Source organism: Paraburkholderia sp. GV068 (genome assembly GCF_003058125.1).
GTDB classification, from domain to species: domain Bacteria; phylum Pseudomonadota; class Gammaproteobacteria; order Burkholderiales; family Burkholderiaceae; genus Paraburkholderia; species Paraburkholderia graminis.
In genome coordinates, this window is record NZ_QBUB01000004.1 from 191,854 (window position 1) to 210,620 (window position 18,767).

Below are 18,767 nucleotides of genomic sequence, written 5' to 3' on the forward strand. Positions count from 1 at the left end.
TTGCCACCTAGTCGCATGAATGGCGAGACGTTACATTGATGTAATGCACCGACCCACCTCGACGGAGAAGCAGCACGATGGAATTGAAGCGCGCGGGCTCGCAGCCCTCTATTAAAGGCCCTGACGAATGGTTCACCGGCACTGTCCGCATCGATCCTTTGAATGCTCCGCCGCCGCCTGCACGCGTGTCGTGCGCCAGCGTCACGTTCGAGCCGGGCGCGCGGACCGCGTGGCACACGCATCCGCTTGGCCAGACGCTGCTCGTGACGGCCGGTTGTGGCTGGACGCAATGCGAGGGCGAGCCGCGTGTCGAGATTCGTGCCGGCGATGTGATCTGGTGCCCGCCGGGCCACAAGCACTGGCATGGCGCGACATCGACTACCGCGATGACTCACATCGCAATTCAGGAAGCGCTCGACGGCAAGAATGTCAATTGGCTCGAGAAGGTGACGGACGAGCAGTACCTCCAATCGGTCGGCGATGAGCAACACCGCCAGCCATAACCTCGTTCTCCGCCGGCCAGCGTTAATCGCGGCACTGAGCGCGTCGCTCTTCGTCTGCGCCTGCGCATCTATTAAAGGGAGTGGAAGTATGGAACAAGCACCGTCCGTTGCGGACTTGAAATCGGTATCTCCAGCGTTCGCGCGATACACCGCGAACACTGTGTTCGACGGTCTATGGAAGCGGCCGCTGCTCTCGCCGCGCGACCGCAGCATCGTCACGCTTTCGGTAATGATCTCGCGCGGGCAGACCGCCGACATGCCGTTTTACTTCGGGCTTGCGCTAGACAATGGCGTTAAACCAGCCGAGATCTCGGAGATGATCGCGCATCTGGCGTTCTATTCCGGGTGGGGCAATGCAACCGCTGCATCGAGCGTGGCGACGCGCATCTTCGACGAAAGAGGCATTGGACCGGATCAGATTCCTGACGCCGACGTGACGTTACTGCCTTTAAACGAAAGCTCGGAACAGCAGCGCGCGCGGATGGTCGAGGAGAACTTTGGCGAAGTCGCGCCCGGGGTCGTTCAATACACGACCGATGCACTGTTCCGCGATTTGTGGCTGCGCCCGGGACTCGCGCCGCGAGACAGGAGTCTCGTGACAGTGAGCGCACTGGTTGCAAACGGTCAGGTCGCGCAGATTCCGTATCACCTGAACCGCGCGATGGACAATGGGCTCACAAAGGAAGAAGCGTCCGAGGCATTGACCCAATTGGCCTTCTACGCGGGATGGCCGAATGTATTCTCGGCAATGCCTATGTTCAAGGATGTGTTCGCAAAGCGTGCGGTGTGACGGATCAATTGCGGCGCTGCCCGCTCATGTCTGCGCAGACCGATGCTCATCCCTCGCAGCGAGCCAAACTTCCTTCGCGGCGTCCGCATTGATAATGGCGATTCCGAGTCCGACCAGAAGATCGGGCCAGCCCGAGCGCCATAACAACGTGACCAGTCCCGCGAGAATGATCGCGATATTCGCGAATGCGTCATTGCGGGCCGACAGGAATGCCGCGCGAGTAAGGCTGCCCGAATGGTGCCGGAATCTGGCGAGTACAACCGCACACGCGAGGTTGACCGCTAAAGCTCCGAGTCCGGTGCCCGACAGCAGCCAAGGCTCCGGCGGTGTCGGTGCATTGAACTTCTGCCATGCGGTCCAGAGCAGCGCCAACGCAGGGACTAATAGAATTGCCGCGAGCACCATGCCGGCACGCGCTCTATTGCGCACGGACCATCCGAGAGCGGCGAAAATTAAAAAGTTGACCGCGGCGTCTTCGAGAAAATCGATGCTGTCGGCGAAAAGCGAAACCGATCCAATTTTCCGGGCAACAAAGAACTCGACAAAAAAATACGCAGCGTTTGCCAGAGCGACGCCGGCCACGACCCGACGCAGTAGCGGCTGCGTCATTGCAGATGATGCGTTCGGCCGCATCGCGTCAAGCCTGCGTCGATTCGCCGATAGGAACAGCCTCCACCCCTCGCGCCGGCCCCACCGACTCGCGCATCGTCACGCTGACCGGAAACTCGCGGAATATCTCCCACGTGGTTCGATAGCACTGGTTGATGAGCCAGCGCACCGCGTTCTGCGTCAGTTCGGCAGTCGGAATATGGACCGACGTGAGGCCGGGCGCGGCATAGGCAGCGGAGTAATCGTCGTCGTAACCGATCACCGACAATTCGTGCGGCACTGAAACGCCCGCCTGATGAAAACGCGCGAGCGCGCTGACAGCCATCGTGTCGTTCGCGCAGAAGAGACCCGTAAAACGCTGCTTCGAATCGAGCAGTTTTTGCGCGGCCGCATAACCGCCTTCCGGCGAGAAGTCCGATTCGATCAAGGTCACGTCGCCCCGCGCAATGCCCGCGCGCGCGAGTTCGGCGAAGAAACCTTCGAGCCGCGTCATGTTGTCCGACGCGGTAAAAGGCCCTGAAATCACGGCGATTTCGCGATGCCCGTGGTCCAGCAGTGTGCGCGCAGCCAGTTCGCCGCCATGCCGATGATCCGCGCAAAACGACGCTTCTGGAAACTGATCGAACGCGCGATTCAGAAAAACCATTTTCGGGTGCATCCGATGCAGCATGATGAGATCTTCGTCATGCAGATCGTGGCTGATTACCACGACGCCATCGCAGTCGCGGCCAATCAGAAAACGCACGGCCTCGATGGCCTGCTCGCGCGGCGACACTTCGCCGCAGCCGGTTGCCACGACCACATGACGTCGCACGGCGCGCAGTTCAGTGTCGGTCTGCTTGAGGATCGTGCCGTAATACGAGCCGAAGAACGTCGGCACGAAAATGCCGATCATGCCGAGCGACTGCGTCGCCATTGCGCGGCCAATGGACGACGGGCGGAAGTTGAGCTGCTCGATTGCGGCCCGCACGCGCGCGGCCGCGTCGCCGGAAACCGGCCCTTTGCCGGAAATAACGCGCGATGCGGTCGACATGCCGACACCGGCCAGCGCCGCGACATCTTTCAGTGTTGCCACACGGTTCTCCGTCACCCAGGCGGGTTTCATCCCTACTCTGACCGGCGCTATAAACGCGCGCCGCCCGCTGCGTCGAAGAGCGAGACGTGTGTGCTGTCTAGCGAGAACGATACGGTGTCGCCCGGCATCAACGGCGCTTTGCTCTGATCGATCGACGCGATCTGCGCTCCATGATAGTCGAGCCAGACGACGCGGTGGTTGCCCATCGGCTCGACAAGCGAAACTTTCGCGCGCTCGCCGGCCTGCTCGCCGCTCTGCGTTGTGTGAATGCGCACGTCTTCCGCGCGAACACCGAGCACGCATGACTGAGGCTGCGCTCGTGCATCGCTACGCGGATTCGTGAAGGCATACTTCGACACATCGAGCCGCCAGTGCGCAGTGCAAAAATGCAGCGCCCCGTCGCGCTGCTCGAGCGTACCGTCGACGAGATTCATCGCCGGTGTGCCGAGAAACGTTGCAACGAACAGGTTGGCGGGCCGCGCATAGACTTCGGCGGGCGTGCCGAACTGCTGGATCGCGCCGCCGCGCATCACGGCCATGCGCGTGGCGAGCGTCATCGCCTCGACCTGATCGTGCGTCACGTAAATCATCGTTGCGCCGAGCCGCTGATGCAATTGCTTGAGTTCGCGGCGCAATTCGGTGCGCAGTTTCGCGTCGAGATTCGACAGTGGCTCGTCGAATAGAAACACGTCCGCTTCACGCACGATCGCGCGGCCAATCGCGACTCGCTGCCGTTGTCCGCCCGATAATTGCGCCGGCTTGCGCTTGAGCAGCGGTCCGAGTTGCAGCATCTCGGAAGCGCGCGCCACGCGCCGCGCGATCTCCGCCTTCGGCGTGCCGTTGATGCGCAACGCGAACGACAAATTACGCTCGACGCTCATCGTCGGATACAACGCGTACGACTGGAATACGAGCGCAATGCGGCGATCTTTCGGATCGGCCCACGTCATGTCCTCGCCGGCAATTTCAATGCTGCCCTCGCTCACGTCGATCAGCCCCGCGATGCTGTGAAGCAGCGTCGATTTACCGCAGCCGGAAGGCCCGAGCAGTACGACGAATTCGCCCGCCTGAACGTCGAGATCGAGGTTTTCGATCACGGTATTCGCGCCGAGCCGGATAGTCAGATCGCGCACCGCGACGTTTGCGGCGTGCGCGACGTCCGCCGCACTCGCCACGCCCGGCGCCTCGCTGTTGCGCGGCACGCTGCCCAGCGGACTGGTCAGCGCGTTTGTCTCTTTCGCCACGTATGTCATCGCCCTATCCTTTGACCGCACCGGACGCAATGCCGCGCACGAACCAGCGGCCGGAGATGAAGTACACCGCGAGCGGCACCAGCGAAGTCAGAATGGTCGCCGCCATGTTGACGTTATAAAGCCGCTCGCCGGTCGTCGTATTGATGATGTTGTTCAGTTGCACCGTCATCGGCAAGTTTTTAGTGCCGGCAAACACGAGGCCGAGAATGAAGTCGTTCCAGATACCCGTCACCTGCATGATGATCGCCACGACAATGATCGGCGTCGACATAGGCAGCATCAACTGGATAAAGATACGCCAGAAACCGCCGCCGTCGATGCGCGCGGCCTTGAACAGTTCTTGCGGAATCGACGCGTAGTAGTTGCGAAACAGCAGCGTCATGACCGGCATGCCGAAGATCGTATGAATCACGACGATGCCCGGCAACGAACTGAACAGATGCACGCTCGCCAGCACGCGCACGAGCGGATACACCATCACCTGAACCGGGATAAAGGCGCCCATCAGCAATACGCCGAACAGCACGCCCGCGCCGCGCGGCCGCCAGAAAGACAATGCATAGCCGTTCACCGCGCCGATCGCGATGGAGAAAACCGTGCTCGGCACGACGATACGCACGGAGTTCCAGAAGCCGACTTGAATACCGTTGCAGTCGAGTCCGGTACATGCGGACTGCCACGCGGCGCTCCATGCTTGCAGCGTGAAATGCGTGGGAAAAGCGAGCAGATTGCCGAGACGGATTTCGCTCATCGGTTTAACCGACGTCACGAGCATCACATAAAGCGGCAGTAGAAAGAACAGCGCGGCGGTGAGCAAAAATGCGTACACGCCGACGCGCGCCGGCGTGAGCGCCGCGCGGCGCCGGTGCTTCAGCATGGGTCGCGGCATGCCGCTCTTCAGTGCAGAGCCGGGCGTGTTCATCACACCTCCTTGCGTAATGCCGCACGGCTGCGCGCATAGAAGAACGGCGCGAGAATCGCGAGCACGGTCGCGAGCAAGACGATCGACGCCGCCGACGCGAGACCGATATTCGCGCGGCCGAACAGATAGTCCATGATGAACTTCGCCGGTACTTCGCTCGCGGTGCCGGGGCCGCCTTGCGTCATCGCGACCACGGCGTCGTAGAGCTTCACGACCATCACGAACAGCAGCACGAAGGCGGTCGAGATCGACGGCCCGAGCATGGGCACGACGATGCTTGCATAGACCCGCCAGCGCGGAATGCCGTCGATACGCGCGGCTTTCCACAGCTCGTCGTCGATGCCGCGCAGGCCCGCGAGCAGCAAAGCCATCACGAGTCCCGAAGCCTGCCACACGGTGGCAATGACGATCGTATAGATCGCCCAGTCCTGGTCGACGATCCAGTCGAAGCGCGCATGCACGAAACCCAGCTTGTGCAGCACAGCCTGCGCGCCGAGTTGCGGATTCAGAATCCATTGCCAGACGAGACCTGTCGCAACGAACGACATCGCGTAAGGATATAAAAACACCGTGCGCAATGCGCCTTCCGCGACCACGCGTTGATCGATAAAGATCGCGAGCAGCAAGCCGATCACCATGCACGCGACAATAAAGCACGCGCCGTAAATCACGATGTTTTGCAGCGACAACAACCAGCGGCCGTTGTTGAAAAGCCTCGCGTATTGCGTGAGGCCCGCGAAGTCGCCGGATGGAAACGTGCGCGAGTTGCTGAGCGAAACCCGCGCGGTCCAGATCATCGTGCCGAGATAGGCGAACACGACGGTCAGCGCCATCGGCAGCAATGCAAGCCATGCTGCCAACGAAAAGCGCCTTTTTAGCGGCTTTTCCGCGGGGTTTTTACGCAACTCAGAACCCGAGCGCGACGACGCATGCAGCTTGAGCGCGTGCATGTCGAGCCTAGCTCTTGAGCGCGCTTGCGAACGCCTTTTGCGCGTCGTCGACCGACTGGTTTTTATTCCAGAAGTTAGTGACGACGTCGATCAGCGCGCCTTGCATATCCGGCGACAACAGCATTTCCGGATTCGGCAACTGGCGCGACTTGTCCTTCATGATCGCAATGCCCTCCTTCGCGCAGATGTCGAGCGTGCCCGCGTCTACGTCGGGGCGAATCGGAATCGAGCCTTTCCTTGCGCTGAATGCGACTTGCGCGGACGGCGAGGTCATCACCGTGGCGAGAAGATTTTGCGCTTTCACGGTGGCGGCGTTATCGCTCTTCGGAAATACGAATACGTCGCCGGCGACGAGATACGGCGAATGCGGACCGAAGCCGGGGAAACAGCCGAATTCCTTACCCGCGCTCTGCTTCGCCGCGGAGAACTCGCCCTTCGCCCAATCGCCCATGATCTGCACGCCGGCCTTGCCGGAAATGACCAGTGCCGTCGCATCGTTCCAGTTGCGGCCGGGCGAACCGGGGTCGACGAAATCGTGCAGGCGCTTGAATGCAACCAGTACTTTTTTAAACGCGTCGGACTTCACCGCATTGGCGTCGTGATCGCGATACACCTTCAGGTAGAGGTCGGGACCGCCAACATCGGCGAGCACGGCGTCGAATGTGATCTTTTCCTGCCAGGGCTGGCCCCCGAACGCGAGTGGAATGATGCCTGCGGCTTTGAGCTTGCCGAGATCGGCAATGAACTCGTCATAGTTTTGCGGCTCGGCGGTAATGCCGGCTTTCTGGAATGCGGGCTTCGAGTAGAAGAACCACGCGGGCATATGAATGTCGACCGGCGCCGCATAGTAATGGCCTTTTACTTTGATGCTGTCGAGTATCGATTGCGGGAATACGCCGTTCCAGTTTTCTTTTGCGGCGACGTCGTCGACATTGTTGAGCAGTCCCTGATCGATCAGATCATGAAACTGCTTCGACGTATTGAACTGCGCTGCCGTGGGTGGATCGCCGCCGACAATGCGGTTGATCGCCGTGGAGCGCGCCTGGTCCGCGCCCGCGACCGCGTTATCGACCCACTGGCCGCCGGCTTTGTTATACGCATCGGCGAACTGGCGAATCGCGGCTGACTCCCCGCCCGAGGTCCACCAGTGAATCACATTCGCCTTCAAAGGCTCGGCGTGCGCGACGATGCCATACAACGCGAGTGCTGCAACCATCGCCCGCAAGACCGTTTTTCTGCTGTTCATTCCGTCTCCTCCAAAGGCTCGCGCCCGTGTTCCAGGTCGACATGCAAACCAGCTTTCGTTGCCTATATGTGTTGCTTCAGACGCGTTGCTTATATACGTAGATTCCGTTCCTTGCGCTCTTTCAGGAAGCGCGACACCAGTTCGGCACTCCGCTTTATCGTGCGCTTCTGCGTCGCGTAATCGACATGCACGATGCCGAAGCGGCGCTCGTATCCGAATGCCCACTCGAAGTTGTCCATCAGCGACCACAGGAAATAGCCGCGTATGTCGACGCCCGCCTTGATGGCTTCGTCGACGGCCGCAAGATGGCGCTTCAGAAACGAAATGCGTTGTGTGTCGTCCACGCGGCCGTCGATCACTTTATCGTCGGAGGCCATGCCGTTTTCGGTGATATAGACCGTCGGCAAATTCGCATACTCGCCCTTGAAGCTGATCAGCAGATCGCGCAAACCGTCGGGATACACTTCCCAGCCCATCTGTGTGCGCTCGACGCCTTGCAGCGGCACGTCCTTGAAGCCGTGAGCACCATCGCTCGCGACATTCGTGCGGAAGTAATAGTTGATGCCGAGAAAATCGAGCGGCGCGGAAATGGTCTGCATGTCGCCATCGAGTATCAATGGCTCGGTGCCTGGCCACAGTTCGAAAAGCGCCTGCGGATACGTGCCCTTTAGCAATGGATCGAGAATCCATGCATTGTGCTGAACCTCGAATAGATGCGCGGCGCGGCGATCGTCGGCACTATCGCTATTCGGCGTGCCGCGTCCGATGTTCGCGACGATGCCCTTTTGCGAAGCCGGATCGTTCGCGCTCAATACAGGTACGGCGAGACCGTGCGCGAGCAGCAGATGATGCATCGCCTGCGTGGCAAAGCGCCCGTTGGCAAGACCCGGCGCGTGATGGCCATTTCCATAGCCGAGATACGCGGAACACCAGGGCTCGTTGAGCGTCGCCCATGCATCGACGCTGCCGGCCAGTTCCCGGCTCATCAGATCCGCGTAATCGGCGAAACGGTACGCGGTTTCGCGATTCAGCCAACCGCCGCGATCCTCAAGATGTTGCGGCAAATCCCAGTGATAAAGCGTGACGAACGTCGTGATGCCCTTCTCTTTCAGACGCGTGAGCAGGCGCTTATAGAAGTCGAGTCCCTTGCGATTGGGCGTGCCGTCCAGATGCATCACGCGCGGCCACGCGATCGACAATCTATAGCCTTCGAGCCCGAGCCCCGCGAGCATGTCGACATCCGCTTCCCAACGATGATAGTGATCGCAGGCCACTTCGCCGCTGTCGCCGGCAAGCACCTTGCCGGGCGTCGCGCAGAAGGTGTCCCATATCGAAGGCAGGCGGCCGTCTTCGTTGACAGCGCCTTCGATCTGATACGAGGCAGTGGCCGCGCCTAATAGAAAGTTCTCGCGCCACAAAGTAGAGTCGGCGGGCGGCGTGAACGGATCGGCGGATGAATGAGAGGAAAGTGCGTCGTGTGCCACGGATTCTCCATGCAAGCGAGTTGCTCGGCTGAACTGACTGAACCGGGTACGGCAATGACGAAAAGCGACTGCGGAAAAGCGACTGCGTTGGACGTCGAAAGACCTGAGACTGGAAGCGCTTCCACACAAGCGCCCGCGAACAATATCAGTGGGCTCTTTGGCGCAGCAATCAGGGTTTGTCTGGAGGGGCGCTGGCACGCGCGCTTAATGCATGTGCGATGCATCGCGACGCGTGGCGATGCATTAAAGCGGAAGCTTTGCGCGCGTGGTCAAAGACGAAGACGGTATCGATTGTTCTTCTTCCGCCATCGTCGCGAGAACATCGGCAAGCGCACGAATCTTGTGCTGCGGCGCGCGTTGCGACGGATAGACGAGAAAGTAGCCGAGGCCGTTGCGCGCGACGTGATCGAAGGGCGTGACGAGCACTCCGGCTTCGATTCGGTCTCTTGCCATCCGCGCATCGCCGATAGCGACACCGTGCCCTTGCGCCGCGGCGGTGAGTGTCAACTCCAGTGTGTCGAGAACCAGCCCCCTGTCGGCATCGACATCTTTAGCAAGCGCACTGTCTAGCCAGCATCGCCATTCGTCATGACTGGGCCCGGGATGCAGCAACGTGAGACGCGCGAGGTCGGCTAAACATGTCAGCGATGCGGCCACCTCCGGCGTGCACATTGGAGTCAGCGTCTCTGCAAACAAAGGTATCGCATTCAGTCCCGCCCACTGTCCGCTGCCGCGCACGACAATCGCGTCGATGTCGGGCGTAGTGAATTCCGGCGTGTCGTCGGATGAAGTCGAGATGCGCAACTCGATTCCCTTGAGCGCGCTATTGATGTCCGAAAGCCGCGGCAGCAGCCATCGAATCGCAAACGTCGATGGTAATCGCAGCGTGAGAACCGCGCCCGTTGCAGCGTGTAGATCGGCATGCTCGACGAGCCGCGCAAGTACATCGACTGCGACGGCCTGCAGCGCCTGTCCCTCGGCGGTCAGTGTCAGCCCCGACGCATGGCGCACGAAAAGCGCGCAGCGATAGTGCGCTTCCAGTTGCTGAATCTGGCGACTCACCGCGCCTTGCGTGCGGCACAGATGATCCGCGGCTTTGCTGATGCTGCCGAAATGCCCGGCCGCCACGAATGACTGCAATGCCGCGAGTGGCGGCAAGCGGCGCGTGAGGTCGGCAAGCGGATATGCGAGCGCGGCATACCCGGCTTGCAAATTTTTCGATGGTTCGGTCATCGGTGCATCGCTATGGTGTCGATACCGGATGCCCGTTTGTTCAGACGGGTCGGATTGCCAATAAGGAGGACGATCGTGAATTCATCGTCGAAAGAACTATACACGGAGCAGATTCGTACTTACCTCGCAGCGCTGGAACGCGGCGACGTCGGCGCGATTTGCGCATTGTTCACACCGGACGCGCAAATCTTCTCGCCGTTTCTCGGCTGGATGAAGCCGGCGCCGTTCTTTGCAAAGGTCAATGCGGCGTCTGGCAAAAGCACGATCACACCTATCGACATTTGCGTGAGTGCGACTGGAGCTCCGCGCGCGACGGGTTACTTCATCTACGATTGGGGACTGAAAGACGGCTCGGCGGTGCGCTTTGAATGCGTCGATGTATTCGAATTCGATGAGAACGCAATCATCGAACGGATGATCATCGTCTACGACACCTATCCGATTCGCAGCACGGTCGGCGATAAGTACGCGTAGCGGGAAAGACGCACTAGGCACGCTAACGCGCTGGGCATGGTGCTTGCTGACGGGAAACCACATCCAACGTACTCATTGCTCGATTAGAGGACATTGAACATGGTGAACAACCGCCCTTGCACCGCGACCTGCGTTATCGACGGCATGCCGGTTACTCTGACTTTCTATCCTGACAGCGGCATACTGCGAATCGCCGATCCTTCGGGCGCGTGCATCAAGGAAACGCGCTGGCACGCGTCGTGGCGCTCGCTGCTGGACGAGTTCCGCCGCTTCGGCGAGCGCGCGGCGATGCAAGGGCCGGGCGTGGAGGCAATGGTGAGCCGCATCGTCGACAGCACCGATCACTCGACGACGCAATCCGCTTTGGCATAAAAGAACCGCGAGGCAGCGGCGTCGAAACCCGCTGCCTCATGCACTGCTTCGAATAGCAACGCCGAGCGCCTTTATTTCACTGGCCAAAGTAAATAGTGCATTGCGGGCCGCCGGAACAGCGCATATTTTGCCGGCTGCCGGCTTCTGAGTGCCCTGCCGCGACGCCTCCATAGGAAACGTTTTGCGTCGGCTGCGAAGCGCCTCCGGTGGGCTCGCTCAACGACATGTCGGTCGTGGCCTGTGCCGATTCGTTCGCATGGTTCATCAGCCTTTCGCTGGCGGGCGTCGCCGTCGATGTCCCAACGCCAGGCTCGCTCGTCATGTCGCCTGCGCTCGCAGCGCGCGGCGCGAGAAAAAGAAGAGCGCTCACAAACACCATCAATAATCGTAGTTTCATGTCCAGACTCCTTGAATCCGGCGCAGCAGTGTCGTCCCTCCTCGAGAATCGATCCGTGTAAAAAGCCAGCGTGGCCAAGCCTGGGACCAACGAAAAACCAGTTGTGACGCGGGCCTGCTGCATGGACTCGTCGAATGAAACGGATAGCGAGTCGCCCGCACCTGGCGGCCGGCGTGCCTGCGCGTACGATGATTGGCGCTCGGACGCCGCAGCCGGAAAAACACGGATTGTCCTCTCCGCTATTTCTTTTATAGTTCGGCCGGCGCGGAATTCAATCCGGCGACGCGGAACCGGTGAACGATCCCGGTTGCGCAGCCGGCAGTCCCAGTCGACGCTTAAATGCGAGAAAATCAGTTCAAACGGTGCGTGCATTACGCTCGCAGTGCGTTATGATGACGACATAACCACAAGACTGGCCCCGCACATGCACCGTTGCGAAACGGAGCGTGCACATGAGACGGCCGCCCAATGTCAGTGCATCGCCCCCATCGTTTTTTCCAATTTCGATTAATGACCTCACCGCGGACGGACGCCATTTAAATGGACTCCAATCTTTCGCGGGTTTTCCTCGCAATCTGCATTTGACAGAACGCTGACGCTTTAGAAGGACGAATATCTTATGGACGAAAGGAAGCGAGATAGCATGATTGCGTATCTCCGCCATCGCATGGAAGAGTTTGGCATCAAGCCGGAAGACCTTGCCGCCGTGCTGGCATCCGAACCGGTCGCGGAAAAGAACGCACGCTACCGCAGCGCGACGGGAGACAGTTGGGACGGCCAGGGCGAAATGCCTCAATGGTTGAAGCAGGCCATTAGCGCAGGACAATCTATCGACCACTTTGAATTATCGGCGCCGCCCGCGCCCACGCCGCAGCCGAAGAAACGCGTCGACTGGAAAAACGACCCGTTCGCAGGCAGTCCGCTCGCGCGCTCGAACGAACACTAAGCGGCAAGCGCCGCGCTAACGCGGCACATCACAGATTGGCAAACTGGCCGGTGCACGAGTGCTTGCACTGCGTCGCGGCGTCGCTCGCTCTGGGCACGGCATACTGCGGCGCGTCGATAAAGGCGCTCAACTGACGCACAATTTGCCAGAACACCTTGTCGAATAAACGAGCCCGTTCGGGTTCGGTGACGTCGTCCGCGAGCGGATTGGCGAGATTCCATTGAGAAAGCGCGGGACTGCCGGGAAAGACCGGCGCATGCGGCGCAGCGACGCCCGAGTCGAGCGCGACGACGAAATCCATGCGCGGCGCCCATTCGCCGGTGAATTCAAGCCAGCTTTTCGGGCATAGCACGCCGAGGTCGGAAACGCCCGGCCGCAATTGCGTTATCGCAAGCGGATGCACTCGCGCGGCCGGTTCCGGGCCCGCGCTGAAAGCCTCGAACCGGTGTCCGGCCAGTTCCCGCAACAAAGCTTCGGCCATGATGCTGCGTGCTGAATTCTCTCGGCAGAGAAACAGCACTTTATATTTCTTGGTCACGCTTACCCCGTACCGTGTTTTTAGTCTCTTGTATGTGCGATTGTGCCCGCAGAGTCTTGCGCCCCCGTGACACTACGATGTCTTTATTCCGCGCGCTACGGGAATTTGCCCCTGGAGCGGGCGGATGAAGAAGCGCGTGATCGGATAATCAGAAGCGCAGCCCGTTGAGGAACTGGAACCAGAGACTGGACAAGCCACCGGCTGTATCGGCTTCTTTCGCCGTTTCTTTAGCAGGTTCTTTAGCGGCACGCGCGCGGCGACCGGCAGTGTCTTCCGCGCCGGCGCCCATCGTGGCCGATTCGGGCGAGCCGGCGGCACTTGCGTGCGAGGCGGCATCTGCCGCTTCCGCGGCCTCTGTAGAAGCATTATTGGCCGCCGCCTCGCGCCTCGAAGCGTGCAAGGCGGCCACACTGTCGGCAATCTGCGCGGCGCGCCCCGGCTCGCATTGGCGTCCGAGCAATACGCCGAACACGACATCGCGGTTGTGGCCTTCGTCGGCAAAACGCATCGCGAGCGACACCATTTCGGCGTACGCGGCCTCGTCCGCGGCACGCGCCGCCGCCTCGCGCTCCGCCTGCGCCTGTTGATGGCGCGCGCGCTGCGCTTCCCATTCGCGCATCTGCTCGGTGTACACGGCGTCGTAAATCTTGCGCTGCGCCGCGTCGGAGAGGATCGCGTAGGCGTCCCTGATCTCCTGAAACGTGGCGCGCGCAACTTCCTCGGAACCCGCGTTGCGGTCCGGATGCCACTTCATCGCGGCCTTGCGGTACGCGCGTTTGATCTCTTCGTCGGTGGCGTGCATGGGCACGCCGAGCGTGTCATAGAGAGTTGCCATTTGCGTGCTGGACCTTGCCGGGTATCGTGTCGCGGATCATCGTAGCACGCGATAAACGGCGCGATCGTGAAGCGGCGCGCATGCGCCTGACTGCAGAACGCGCCAATAGAGCCCACGAAAAATGCCAAAAAAAAGGCCTCGCCAGCAATGTGGCGAGGCCGAGTCCCATGTCAAGGAGTGTCATGGAGGAGACGCTTCGATCATAGCGGCCTGCCCGCTCCAACCTAAACAATTGTTCGCCATATGCTTATCGGCGCGGCATGGTCGGCGATCGCGGCATCGCGGCCATCGCGGCATGCACGTCGCGGTTATATCGTTAGAACAAAAAGTCGCTTCGTGCGGCACGCCTCGCTGATTAAGATGGTGCTTCATAGTCCGGTTCGCCCCGGCGCGCTTGTGCGCAACCCGCGCGAAGCGCCGTGAGCCGCTACCGAAGGAGCATTTCGTTGACCAGTTTCGATCATCACCGCCGCCCGCTCGTCGTCGGCATTGGCGGCACGACCCGCGCAGCTTCGTCGACCGAACGCGCACTCGGCTTTGCGCTGCGCGGCGCGGAAGCCGCGGGCGCCAGGACCCGGCTCTTTGGCGGCACGTTTCTGCATAGCCTGCCGCACTATGCGCCCGAACACAGCGAACGCACCGACGAACAGCTCGAACTGATCGAAGCCGTGCGCCACGCCGACGCGCTGATCATCGCGACGCCGGGCTATCACGGCGGCGTCTCCGGTCTCGTCAAAAACGCGCTCGACACGCTCGAGGAACTGCGCGCCGACGAGCGTCCGTATCTCGACGGCCGTGCGGTTGGCTGCATCGTCACGGCTTATGGCTGGCAAGCGGCGGGTTCGGTGCTGACTTCGCTGCGCTCGATCGTCCACGCGTTGCGCGGCTGGCCGACGCCGTTCGGCGCGGGCATCAACACGCTCGAGACGCGCTTCGATAGTGTCGATACCTGCTCCGACGCGAAGGTCGTCGACCAGCTCGCCACCGTCGGCCAGCAAGCCGCGCAATTCGCGCTTGCGTTCACCGCTCATCGTGCGCCAGGTCCGAGCGCATCGGGCGTTCAGGTTCAGCAAGCGCAGTCCGCGCGTCTGCTGCACGCGGTTTAAAGCTCGGGCTCGAAGCCCCCGTTAGAAAGTTATCGTTTACAGCGCCCCTGGTTTCGCGTCGTCTCGCTACGCGAAACCAGGGGCGCCTGCATTCGTGCGCATGGTGCAGATCATGTAGACCGTGCGGCACATAACAGACTCATCGGCCGCCTGGCGCCATAGTGTCTGCGAACCCACCAAACGCGCCGTTATCCGGTGTTCCGAAGAGCGTTGCGGAACTCCCCTGATTTGCTTGCGAAGAATGATTGGTTCACGGGCCCTTCAGTGCGGCCTACGCTTGAGCCAGCCCGCAGACTCATCCGCCGCCTGATGCAAACGCGCATGCCACGCGTCATCTGTACCGGCTTCCTGTAAAAACGCGGGCATATCCACTGCCACGATCATGAATTCACACATCCGCTATAAAGGCTACGAAGTTGCGCCGGCCGCGCAGCGTTTGCCCAATGGGCTGTTCGCCGCCAACCTGACCATCGAAAAAGCCAGCGCAAGCCACGGCCCGGCCTATTGTTTCGACGCGCTCGACTATTTCTTCGACGAAGAACATGCGCTCGCCTATGCATTCCGCTGGGGACGCATGTGGGTCGACAATCATCAGTGAGTTATTCGCAGTGACCCATCGGCAGTAACCCAACGCCAATGACGCGGCATCCACGCTGACGCGCGCCCGCGATCGTGCACCGTAGACGCCGCGTTGCGGGGCAATGTGACAGAATAGGCGACACATCGAGTTCGCTCTCTGTATGCTTGCCATGTCCGACACATTGACAGATGTAGCCGAAGACCCCAGCCTGCGCCACTGGACATTCACGGGCACTGCCCGCGTGAAGATCGGATCGGAGGCGCACAAGCACATGTTCTGCCGCATGCTGCTGGAAACTCACGATCCCTACAAACCCGCCGTGATCGACTGGCCGGCGCTGCCGCCCGACGCTCTCGCGCGGCTCTGCTCGCTGCCGATCTGGGACATCGCCGTGCAAACGGAAGGCCGCGCGTCGATCAACGTTCACACTTACGCCGCGCAATTGCAGGACCCGCTGCTGCGCGAAGCGATCACGATGGACGGCGACGAAGAAGCCCGTCACAAGCGCGTGCTCGCGAAGCTGATTGCGGCCTACGGCATCGAGATCGCGCCCGAGCCGAATTATCCTGCGCCGCGCGATCCCGAATGGGCGTGGATGCGCACAGGCTATAGCGAGTGCATCGACAGTTTCTTTGCGTTTGGCCTGTTTCGCGCCGCGCAGCAATCCGGCTATTTTCCAGAAGCGCTCGTCGAGACTTTCGAGCCCGTGATTCAGGAAGAAGCGCGTCACATTCTGTTTTTCGTCAACTGGGTTGCATGGCATCGACGTAACATGCCGCTATGGCGCAGGCCGTGGCACGCATTGCGTGTGGCCGCGATCTGGGTCGTGCTGATCTGGGATCGCGTGGCGATTGCGAGAGGCATCGACGCAAACGGCGTGGCACGCGATTCGAATTTTCTGCCCGCGAACAGCAGCGTGATCGGCAAGGGGCTGGACACGCCCGAACTCATCGAGCTATGTCTCGCGGAAAACGAGCGCCGCATGAGCGGCTACGACGTGCGGCTGCTGCGTCCGCGACTCGTGCCCGCGCTTGCCCGATTCGCGCTGCGCTTTTTTATCCGGCGTTCGCGCGGCCCGGACACTGAACCATAAGGAGAACGGCCATGACATGGACCGTCGATGAACAGCTCGCGTTGAGCGCAACCGAAGCCGTCGCCGCGATCCAGTCGGGCCGGCTCAATGCAACCGATTATGTCGCGACGTTGCTCGCGCGCGCGGCCGCACTTCAGACGCTCAACGCGCTGACCGTGATCGATCTCGACGGCGCGCTCGCCGCGGCACGGCGCATCGACGCGCTGCCCGCCGAAGCAAAAGCGCAACTGCCGCTTGCCGGCCTGCCGATCGTCGTGAAGGACAACATCAATACGATAGGGTTGCCGACCTCGGCGGGCACACCGGCTCTCGCAGGCTTCGTGCCGCAGACCAATGCGCGTTCGGTGCAACGGCTTCTCGATGCGGGCGCAATCATTCTCGGCAAGGCCAACATGCACGAGCTCGCGTTCGGCATCACGAGCAGCAACCTCGCGACGCATGCGGGCCCTGTGCGCAATCCGTACGACCCTGCGCTGATTCCGGGCGGCTCGTCGGGCGGCACTGCGGCGGCGATTGCCGCGCGCATCGTGCCCGCGGGACTCGGCACCGACACCGGCGGCTCGACGCGCATTCCCGCTGCGTTGACAGGCACCGCGGGCTTTCGTCCGTCAGTCGGCAATGGCGGCGCCGAGCGGCGCTATGACGACGCGTACGGCGTCGTGCCGATCAGCCACACGCGCGATACGGTCGGTCCGATGGCGCGCAGCGCAGCCGACATCGCATTGCTCGACGGCGTGATTACCGGCGCCGCTCCGCTGCCCGCCGTCGCGCTGAACGGCTTGCGTATCGGCTTGCCCGCGCCGTTGTGGGCAGGACTTGAACGACAGGTCGAGGACGTCGCGCGCGCGGCGCTCAAAAAGCTCGAGGCAGCAGGCGTCGTTTTTGTACCGGTCGCGATGCGCGAACTCGCGGATCTCAACGGCATGGTCGGCGGACCGATCGCGATTCATGAAGCGCGCGTCGACCTGCAAGCGTGGCTCGCGGCCAATCAGGCGCCGGTGCAAACCGTTGCGGAGATCGCGGCCCGCATCGCGAGTCCGGACGTGCGCGCGATCTACGACGAAGTGCTCGCCGGCACGCTCGACCCGCACTATGAGGCAGCGCTCAATCACTGGCGGCCGCTGTTGCAGGCTTATATCGCCGCCACTTTCGCCGACGAACGTCTCGACGCGCTGCTGTTTCCGACCACGCGGTTGGCCGCTGTGCAGATCGACGAGATCAACGGTTCGTCGACGGTGTCGATAGACGGCGCGCCGCCGATCGACACGATGGAAGCCTTCTTGCGCAACACCGATCCTGCGAGCACATGCGGCATTCCTAGCTTGTCGTTGCCTGCGGGAATCAGCGCGCAAGGCTTGCCCGTCGGCCTCGAAATCGACGGGCCGCTCGGCAGCGACCGGCGCCTGCTCGCCATCGGCGTTGCAATCGAACAGCTACTCGGCGAAATACCGCCGCCCGTGTTATAGACCCGACACAAGATGCCGCTAAAAAAAGCTCTGATTCACGCGCCGACCGACACACTGGCGAATCCGCAATCCGTTGTTCAATCTCATCATCGCAGTCCTGCAAATCGCGGCGCGCGCCATGTCAGGCGAACCGCGGCGCTGCTTGGCATAGCGCTTGCCGCCGCGGGCTGCGCGCGTCTCGCGGCCATCGATTCCAACGCGTTATGGAAGATCGTCGATATTCGCTGCGTGCCGGCAGAACAGGCGACCGGCACGCCGGGTCAATGCACGGCGGTGAACCTCGAGAAACGCTACGCGATCCTAAAGGATATTGTCGGACGCTCGCAGTATTTGCTGATTCCGACGGATCACGTGAGCGGTATCGAAAGTCCGCAGGTGCTCGCGCCGCATGCGCCAAGCTATTGGGCCGACGCGTGGGCCGCGCGGAGCTACGTGAACGGCGCCGTCAAACGGACGCTCCCCGATAATCAGTTGGGCCTGGAAATCAATTCGCAATTTCGCCGCACGCAGAACCAGTTGCATATTCACATCGACTGCATGCGCGCCGACATCAGCGACGCACTCGCGCGGCACGCGAAAGACGTGCCGGGCACATGGCATTGGGACACGCTCGACGGCGACCGATACCGGATCATGCGCGTGACCGCGCTGACCGGCGCGAGCGATCCGTTTCGCCTCGTCTCGCTCGACAACCCGGACTCCGATGCAATGGCGATGCAAACCATCCTCGTGACGGGCGCGGGGGCGTCTGCGGAGAAAGACGGCTGGCTCGTCGTGAACAGCGGCCTCGATGCGGACAACGGCAGCGGTTCAGCCGAGGGCTTGCTAGATCATGCGTGCCGTGTGGCGGACGCGTCGTAGCCGTCTCAAGTGTTGCTGTTGCAGCATGTGAGCA

21 protein-coding genes are annotated in these 18,767 nt (G+C 61.4%); 10 read left to right on the forward strand and 11 right to left on the reverse strand.

Going from position 1 to position 18,767, the window contains the following annotated elements:
* Positions 1 to 77: 77 nt before the first annotated feature.
* Positions 78 to 503 carry a cupin domain-containing protein gene (locus C8K18_RS10895; RefSeq protein ID WP_053859283.1) on the forward strand — a complete coding sequence of 142 codons (426 nt, stop codon included), beginning with the start codon at positions 78 to 80 and terminating at the stop codon, positions 501 to 503.
* Positions 481 to 1,293: a carboxymuconolactone decarboxylase family protein gene (locus C8K18_RS10900; protein WP_107707461.1), complete on the forward strand. Its 813-nt coding sequence runs from the start codon at positions 481 to 483 to the stop codon at positions 1,291 to 1,293. The genes C8K18_RS10895 and C8K18_RS10900 overlap by 23 nt, the downstream gene beginning before the upstream one ends.
* A gap of 24 nt (positions 1,294 to 1,317) precedes the next feature.
* Here C8K18_RS10900 and C8K18_RS10905 read toward each other — a convergent pair whose 3' ends face one another.
* From C8K18_RS10905 to C8K18_RS10940, 8 genes are all read right to left on the reverse strand, one after another.
* Complete coding sequence (locus C8K18_RS10905) at positions 1,318 to 1,902, reverse strand: cation transporter (RefSeq protein WP_107707462.1); 585 nt, start codon at positions 1,900 to 1,902, stop codon at positions 1,318 to 1,320.
* A gap of 28 nt (positions 1,903 to 1,930) precedes the next feature.
* Positions 1,931 to 2,977 carry a LacI family DNA-binding transcriptional regulator gene (locus C8K18_RS10910; RefSeq protein ID WP_029965886.1) on the reverse strand — a complete coding sequence of 349 codons (1,047 nt, stop codon included), beginning with the start codon at positions 2,975 to 2,977 and terminating at the stop codon, positions 1,931 to 1,933.
* 47 nt (positions 2,978 to 3,024) lie between these two features.
* Complete coding sequence (locus tag C8K18_RS10915) at positions 3,025 to 4,230, reverse strand: ABC transporter ATP-binding protein (RefSeq protein ID WP_107707463.1); 1,206 nt, start codon at positions 4,228 to 4,230, stop codon at positions 3,025 to 3,027.
* Between the two features lie 4 nt (positions 4,231 to 4,234).
* Entirely contained in the window at positions 4,235 to 5,152 is a 918-nt protein-coding gene (locus C8K18_RS10920; protein ID WP_029965888.1) for a carbohydrate ABC transporter permease, read from the reverse strand.
* Complete coding sequence (locus tag C8K18_RS10925; RefSeq protein WP_107707464.1) at positions 5,152 to 6,102, reverse strand: carbohydrate ABC transporter permease; 951 nt, start codon at positions 6,100 to 6,102, stop codon at positions 5,152 to 5,154. Before C8K18_RS10925 ends, C8K18_RS10920 begins: the two co-directional genes overlap by 1 nt.
* A 7-nt stretch (positions 6,103 to 6,109) precedes the next feature.
* Positions 6,110 to 7,348: an ABC transporter substrate-binding protein gene (locus tag C8K18_RS10930; protein ID WP_006046671.1), complete on the reverse strand. Its 1,239-nt coding sequence runs from the start codon at positions 7,346 to 7,348 to the stop codon at positions 6,110 to 6,112.
* Positions 7,349 to 7,437: 89 nt separating this feature from the next.
* The gene (locus C8K18_RS10935) at positions 7,438 to 8,832 is read right to left on the reverse strand and encodes a GH1 family beta-glucosidase (RefSeq protein WP_107707465.1); all 1,395 of its coding nucleotides are present in this window, start codon (positions 8,830 to 8,832) and stop codon (positions 7,438 to 7,440) included.
* Between the two features lie 243 nt (positions 8,833 to 9,075).
* On the reverse strand, positions 9,076 to 10,065 hold the full coding sequence (locus C8K18_RS10940) for a LysR substrate-binding domain-containing protein (protein WP_107707466.1): 990 nt from the start codon (positions 10,063 to 10,065) through the stop codon (positions 9,076 to 9,078).
* 75 nt (positions 10,066 to 10,140) lie between these two features.
* Between C8K18_RS10940 and C8K18_RS10945 the strand changes: the two genes are divergently transcribed.
* Both C8K18_RS10945 and C8K18_RS10950 read left to right on the forward strand, forming a co-directional pair.
* On the forward strand, positions 10,141 to 10,539 hold the full coding sequence (locus C8K18_RS10945) for a nuclear transport factor 2 family protein (RefSeq protein ID WP_006046668.1): 399 nt from the start codon (positions 10,141 to 10,143) through the stop codon (positions 10,537 to 10,539).
* A 99-nt stretch (positions 10,540 to 10,638) separates the two neighbouring features.
* Positions 10,639 to 10,911 (forward strand): hypothetical protein, encoded by a 273-nt coding sequence (locus C8K18_RS10950; protein ID WP_006046667.1) that lies wholly within the window; start codon positions 10,639 to 10,641, stop codon positions 10,909 to 10,911.
* Between the two features lie 76 nt (positions 10,912 to 10,987).
* On the opposite strand, the gene C8K18_RS34050 is transcribed toward C8K18_RS10950, so the two are convergent.
* Positions 10,988 to 11,680 (reverse strand): hypothetical protein, encoded by a 693-nt coding sequence (locus tag C8K18_RS34050; RefSeq protein ID WP_308810916.1) that lies wholly within the window; start codon positions 11,678 to 11,680, stop codon positions 10,988 to 10,990.
* Positions 11,681 to 11,927: 247 nt separating this feature from the next.
* Here C8K18_RS34050 and C8K18_RS10960 point away from each other — a divergent pair, with 247 nt between their 5' ends.
* Complete coding sequence (locus C8K18_RS10960; RefSeq protein WP_006046665.1) at positions 11,928 to 12,254, forward strand: H-NS family nucleoid-associated regulatory protein; 327 nt, start codon at positions 11,928 to 11,930, stop codon at positions 12,252 to 12,254.
* Between the two features lie 28 nt (positions 12,255 to 12,282).
* Here the strand turns inward: C8K18_RS10960 and C8K18_RS10965 are convergent, their stop codons facing one another.
* Positions 12,283 to 12,735 carry a low molecular weight phosphatase family protein gene (locus C8K18_RS10965; RefSeq protein WP_244231069.1) on the reverse strand — a complete coding sequence of 151 codons (453 nt, stop codon included), beginning with the start codon at positions 12,733 to 12,735 and terminating at the stop codon, positions 12,283 to 12,285.
* Between the two features lie 205 nt (positions 12,736 to 12,940).
* Positions 12,941 to 13,627, reverse strand: coding sequence for a J domain-containing protein (locus C8K18_RS10970; RefSeq protein WP_107707467.1), 687 nt, complete (start codon positions 13,625 to 13,627; stop codon positions 12,941 to 12,943).
* A gap of 446 nt (positions 13,628 to 14,073) precedes the next feature.
* On the opposite strand from C8K18_RS10970, the gene C8K18_RS10980 reads away from it, so the two are divergent.
* The 5 genes from C8K18_RS10980 to C8K18_RS11000 all read left to right on the forward strand — a co-directional run bounded on the left by C8K18_RS10980 (position 14,074) and on the right by C8K18_RS11000 (position 18,733).
* The gene (locus tag C8K18_RS10980) at positions 14,074 to 14,733 is read left to right on the forward strand and encodes an NADPH-dependent FMN reductase (RefSeq protein WP_107707468.1); all 660 of its coding nucleotides are present in this window, start codon (positions 14,074 to 14,076) and stop codon (positions 14,731 to 14,733) included.
* 382 nt (positions 14,734 to 15,115) lie between these two features.
* Positions 15,116 to 15,331: a hypothetical protein gene (locus C8K18_RS10985; RefSeq protein ID WP_029965901.1), complete on the forward strand. Its 216-nt coding sequence runs from the start codon at positions 15,116 to 15,118 to the stop codon at positions 15,329 to 15,331.
* Between the two features lie 151 nt (positions 15,332 to 15,482).
* Positions 15,483 to 16,406 carry a hypothetical protein gene (locus C8K18_RS10990; protein WP_029965902.1) on the forward strand — a complete coding sequence of 308 codons (924 nt, stop codon included), beginning with the start codon at positions 15,483 to 15,485 and terminating at the stop codon, positions 16,404 to 16,406.
* A gap of 11 nt (positions 16,407 to 16,417) precedes the next feature.
* A complete protein-coding gene (iaaH, locus tag C8K18_RS10995; RefSeq protein ID WP_107707469.1) occupies positions 16,418 to 17,872 on the forward strand; it encodes an indoleacetamide hydrolase in 1,455 nt (484 codons plus the stop codon).
* A 12-nt stretch (positions 17,873 to 17,884) separates the two neighbouring features.
* A complete protein-coding gene (locus C8K18_RS11000; protein WP_181324853.1) occupies positions 17,885 to 18,733 on the forward strand; it encodes a CDP-diacylglycerol diphosphatase in 849 nt (282 codons plus the stop codon).
* Positions 18,734 to 18,767: the final 34 nt, after the last annotated feature.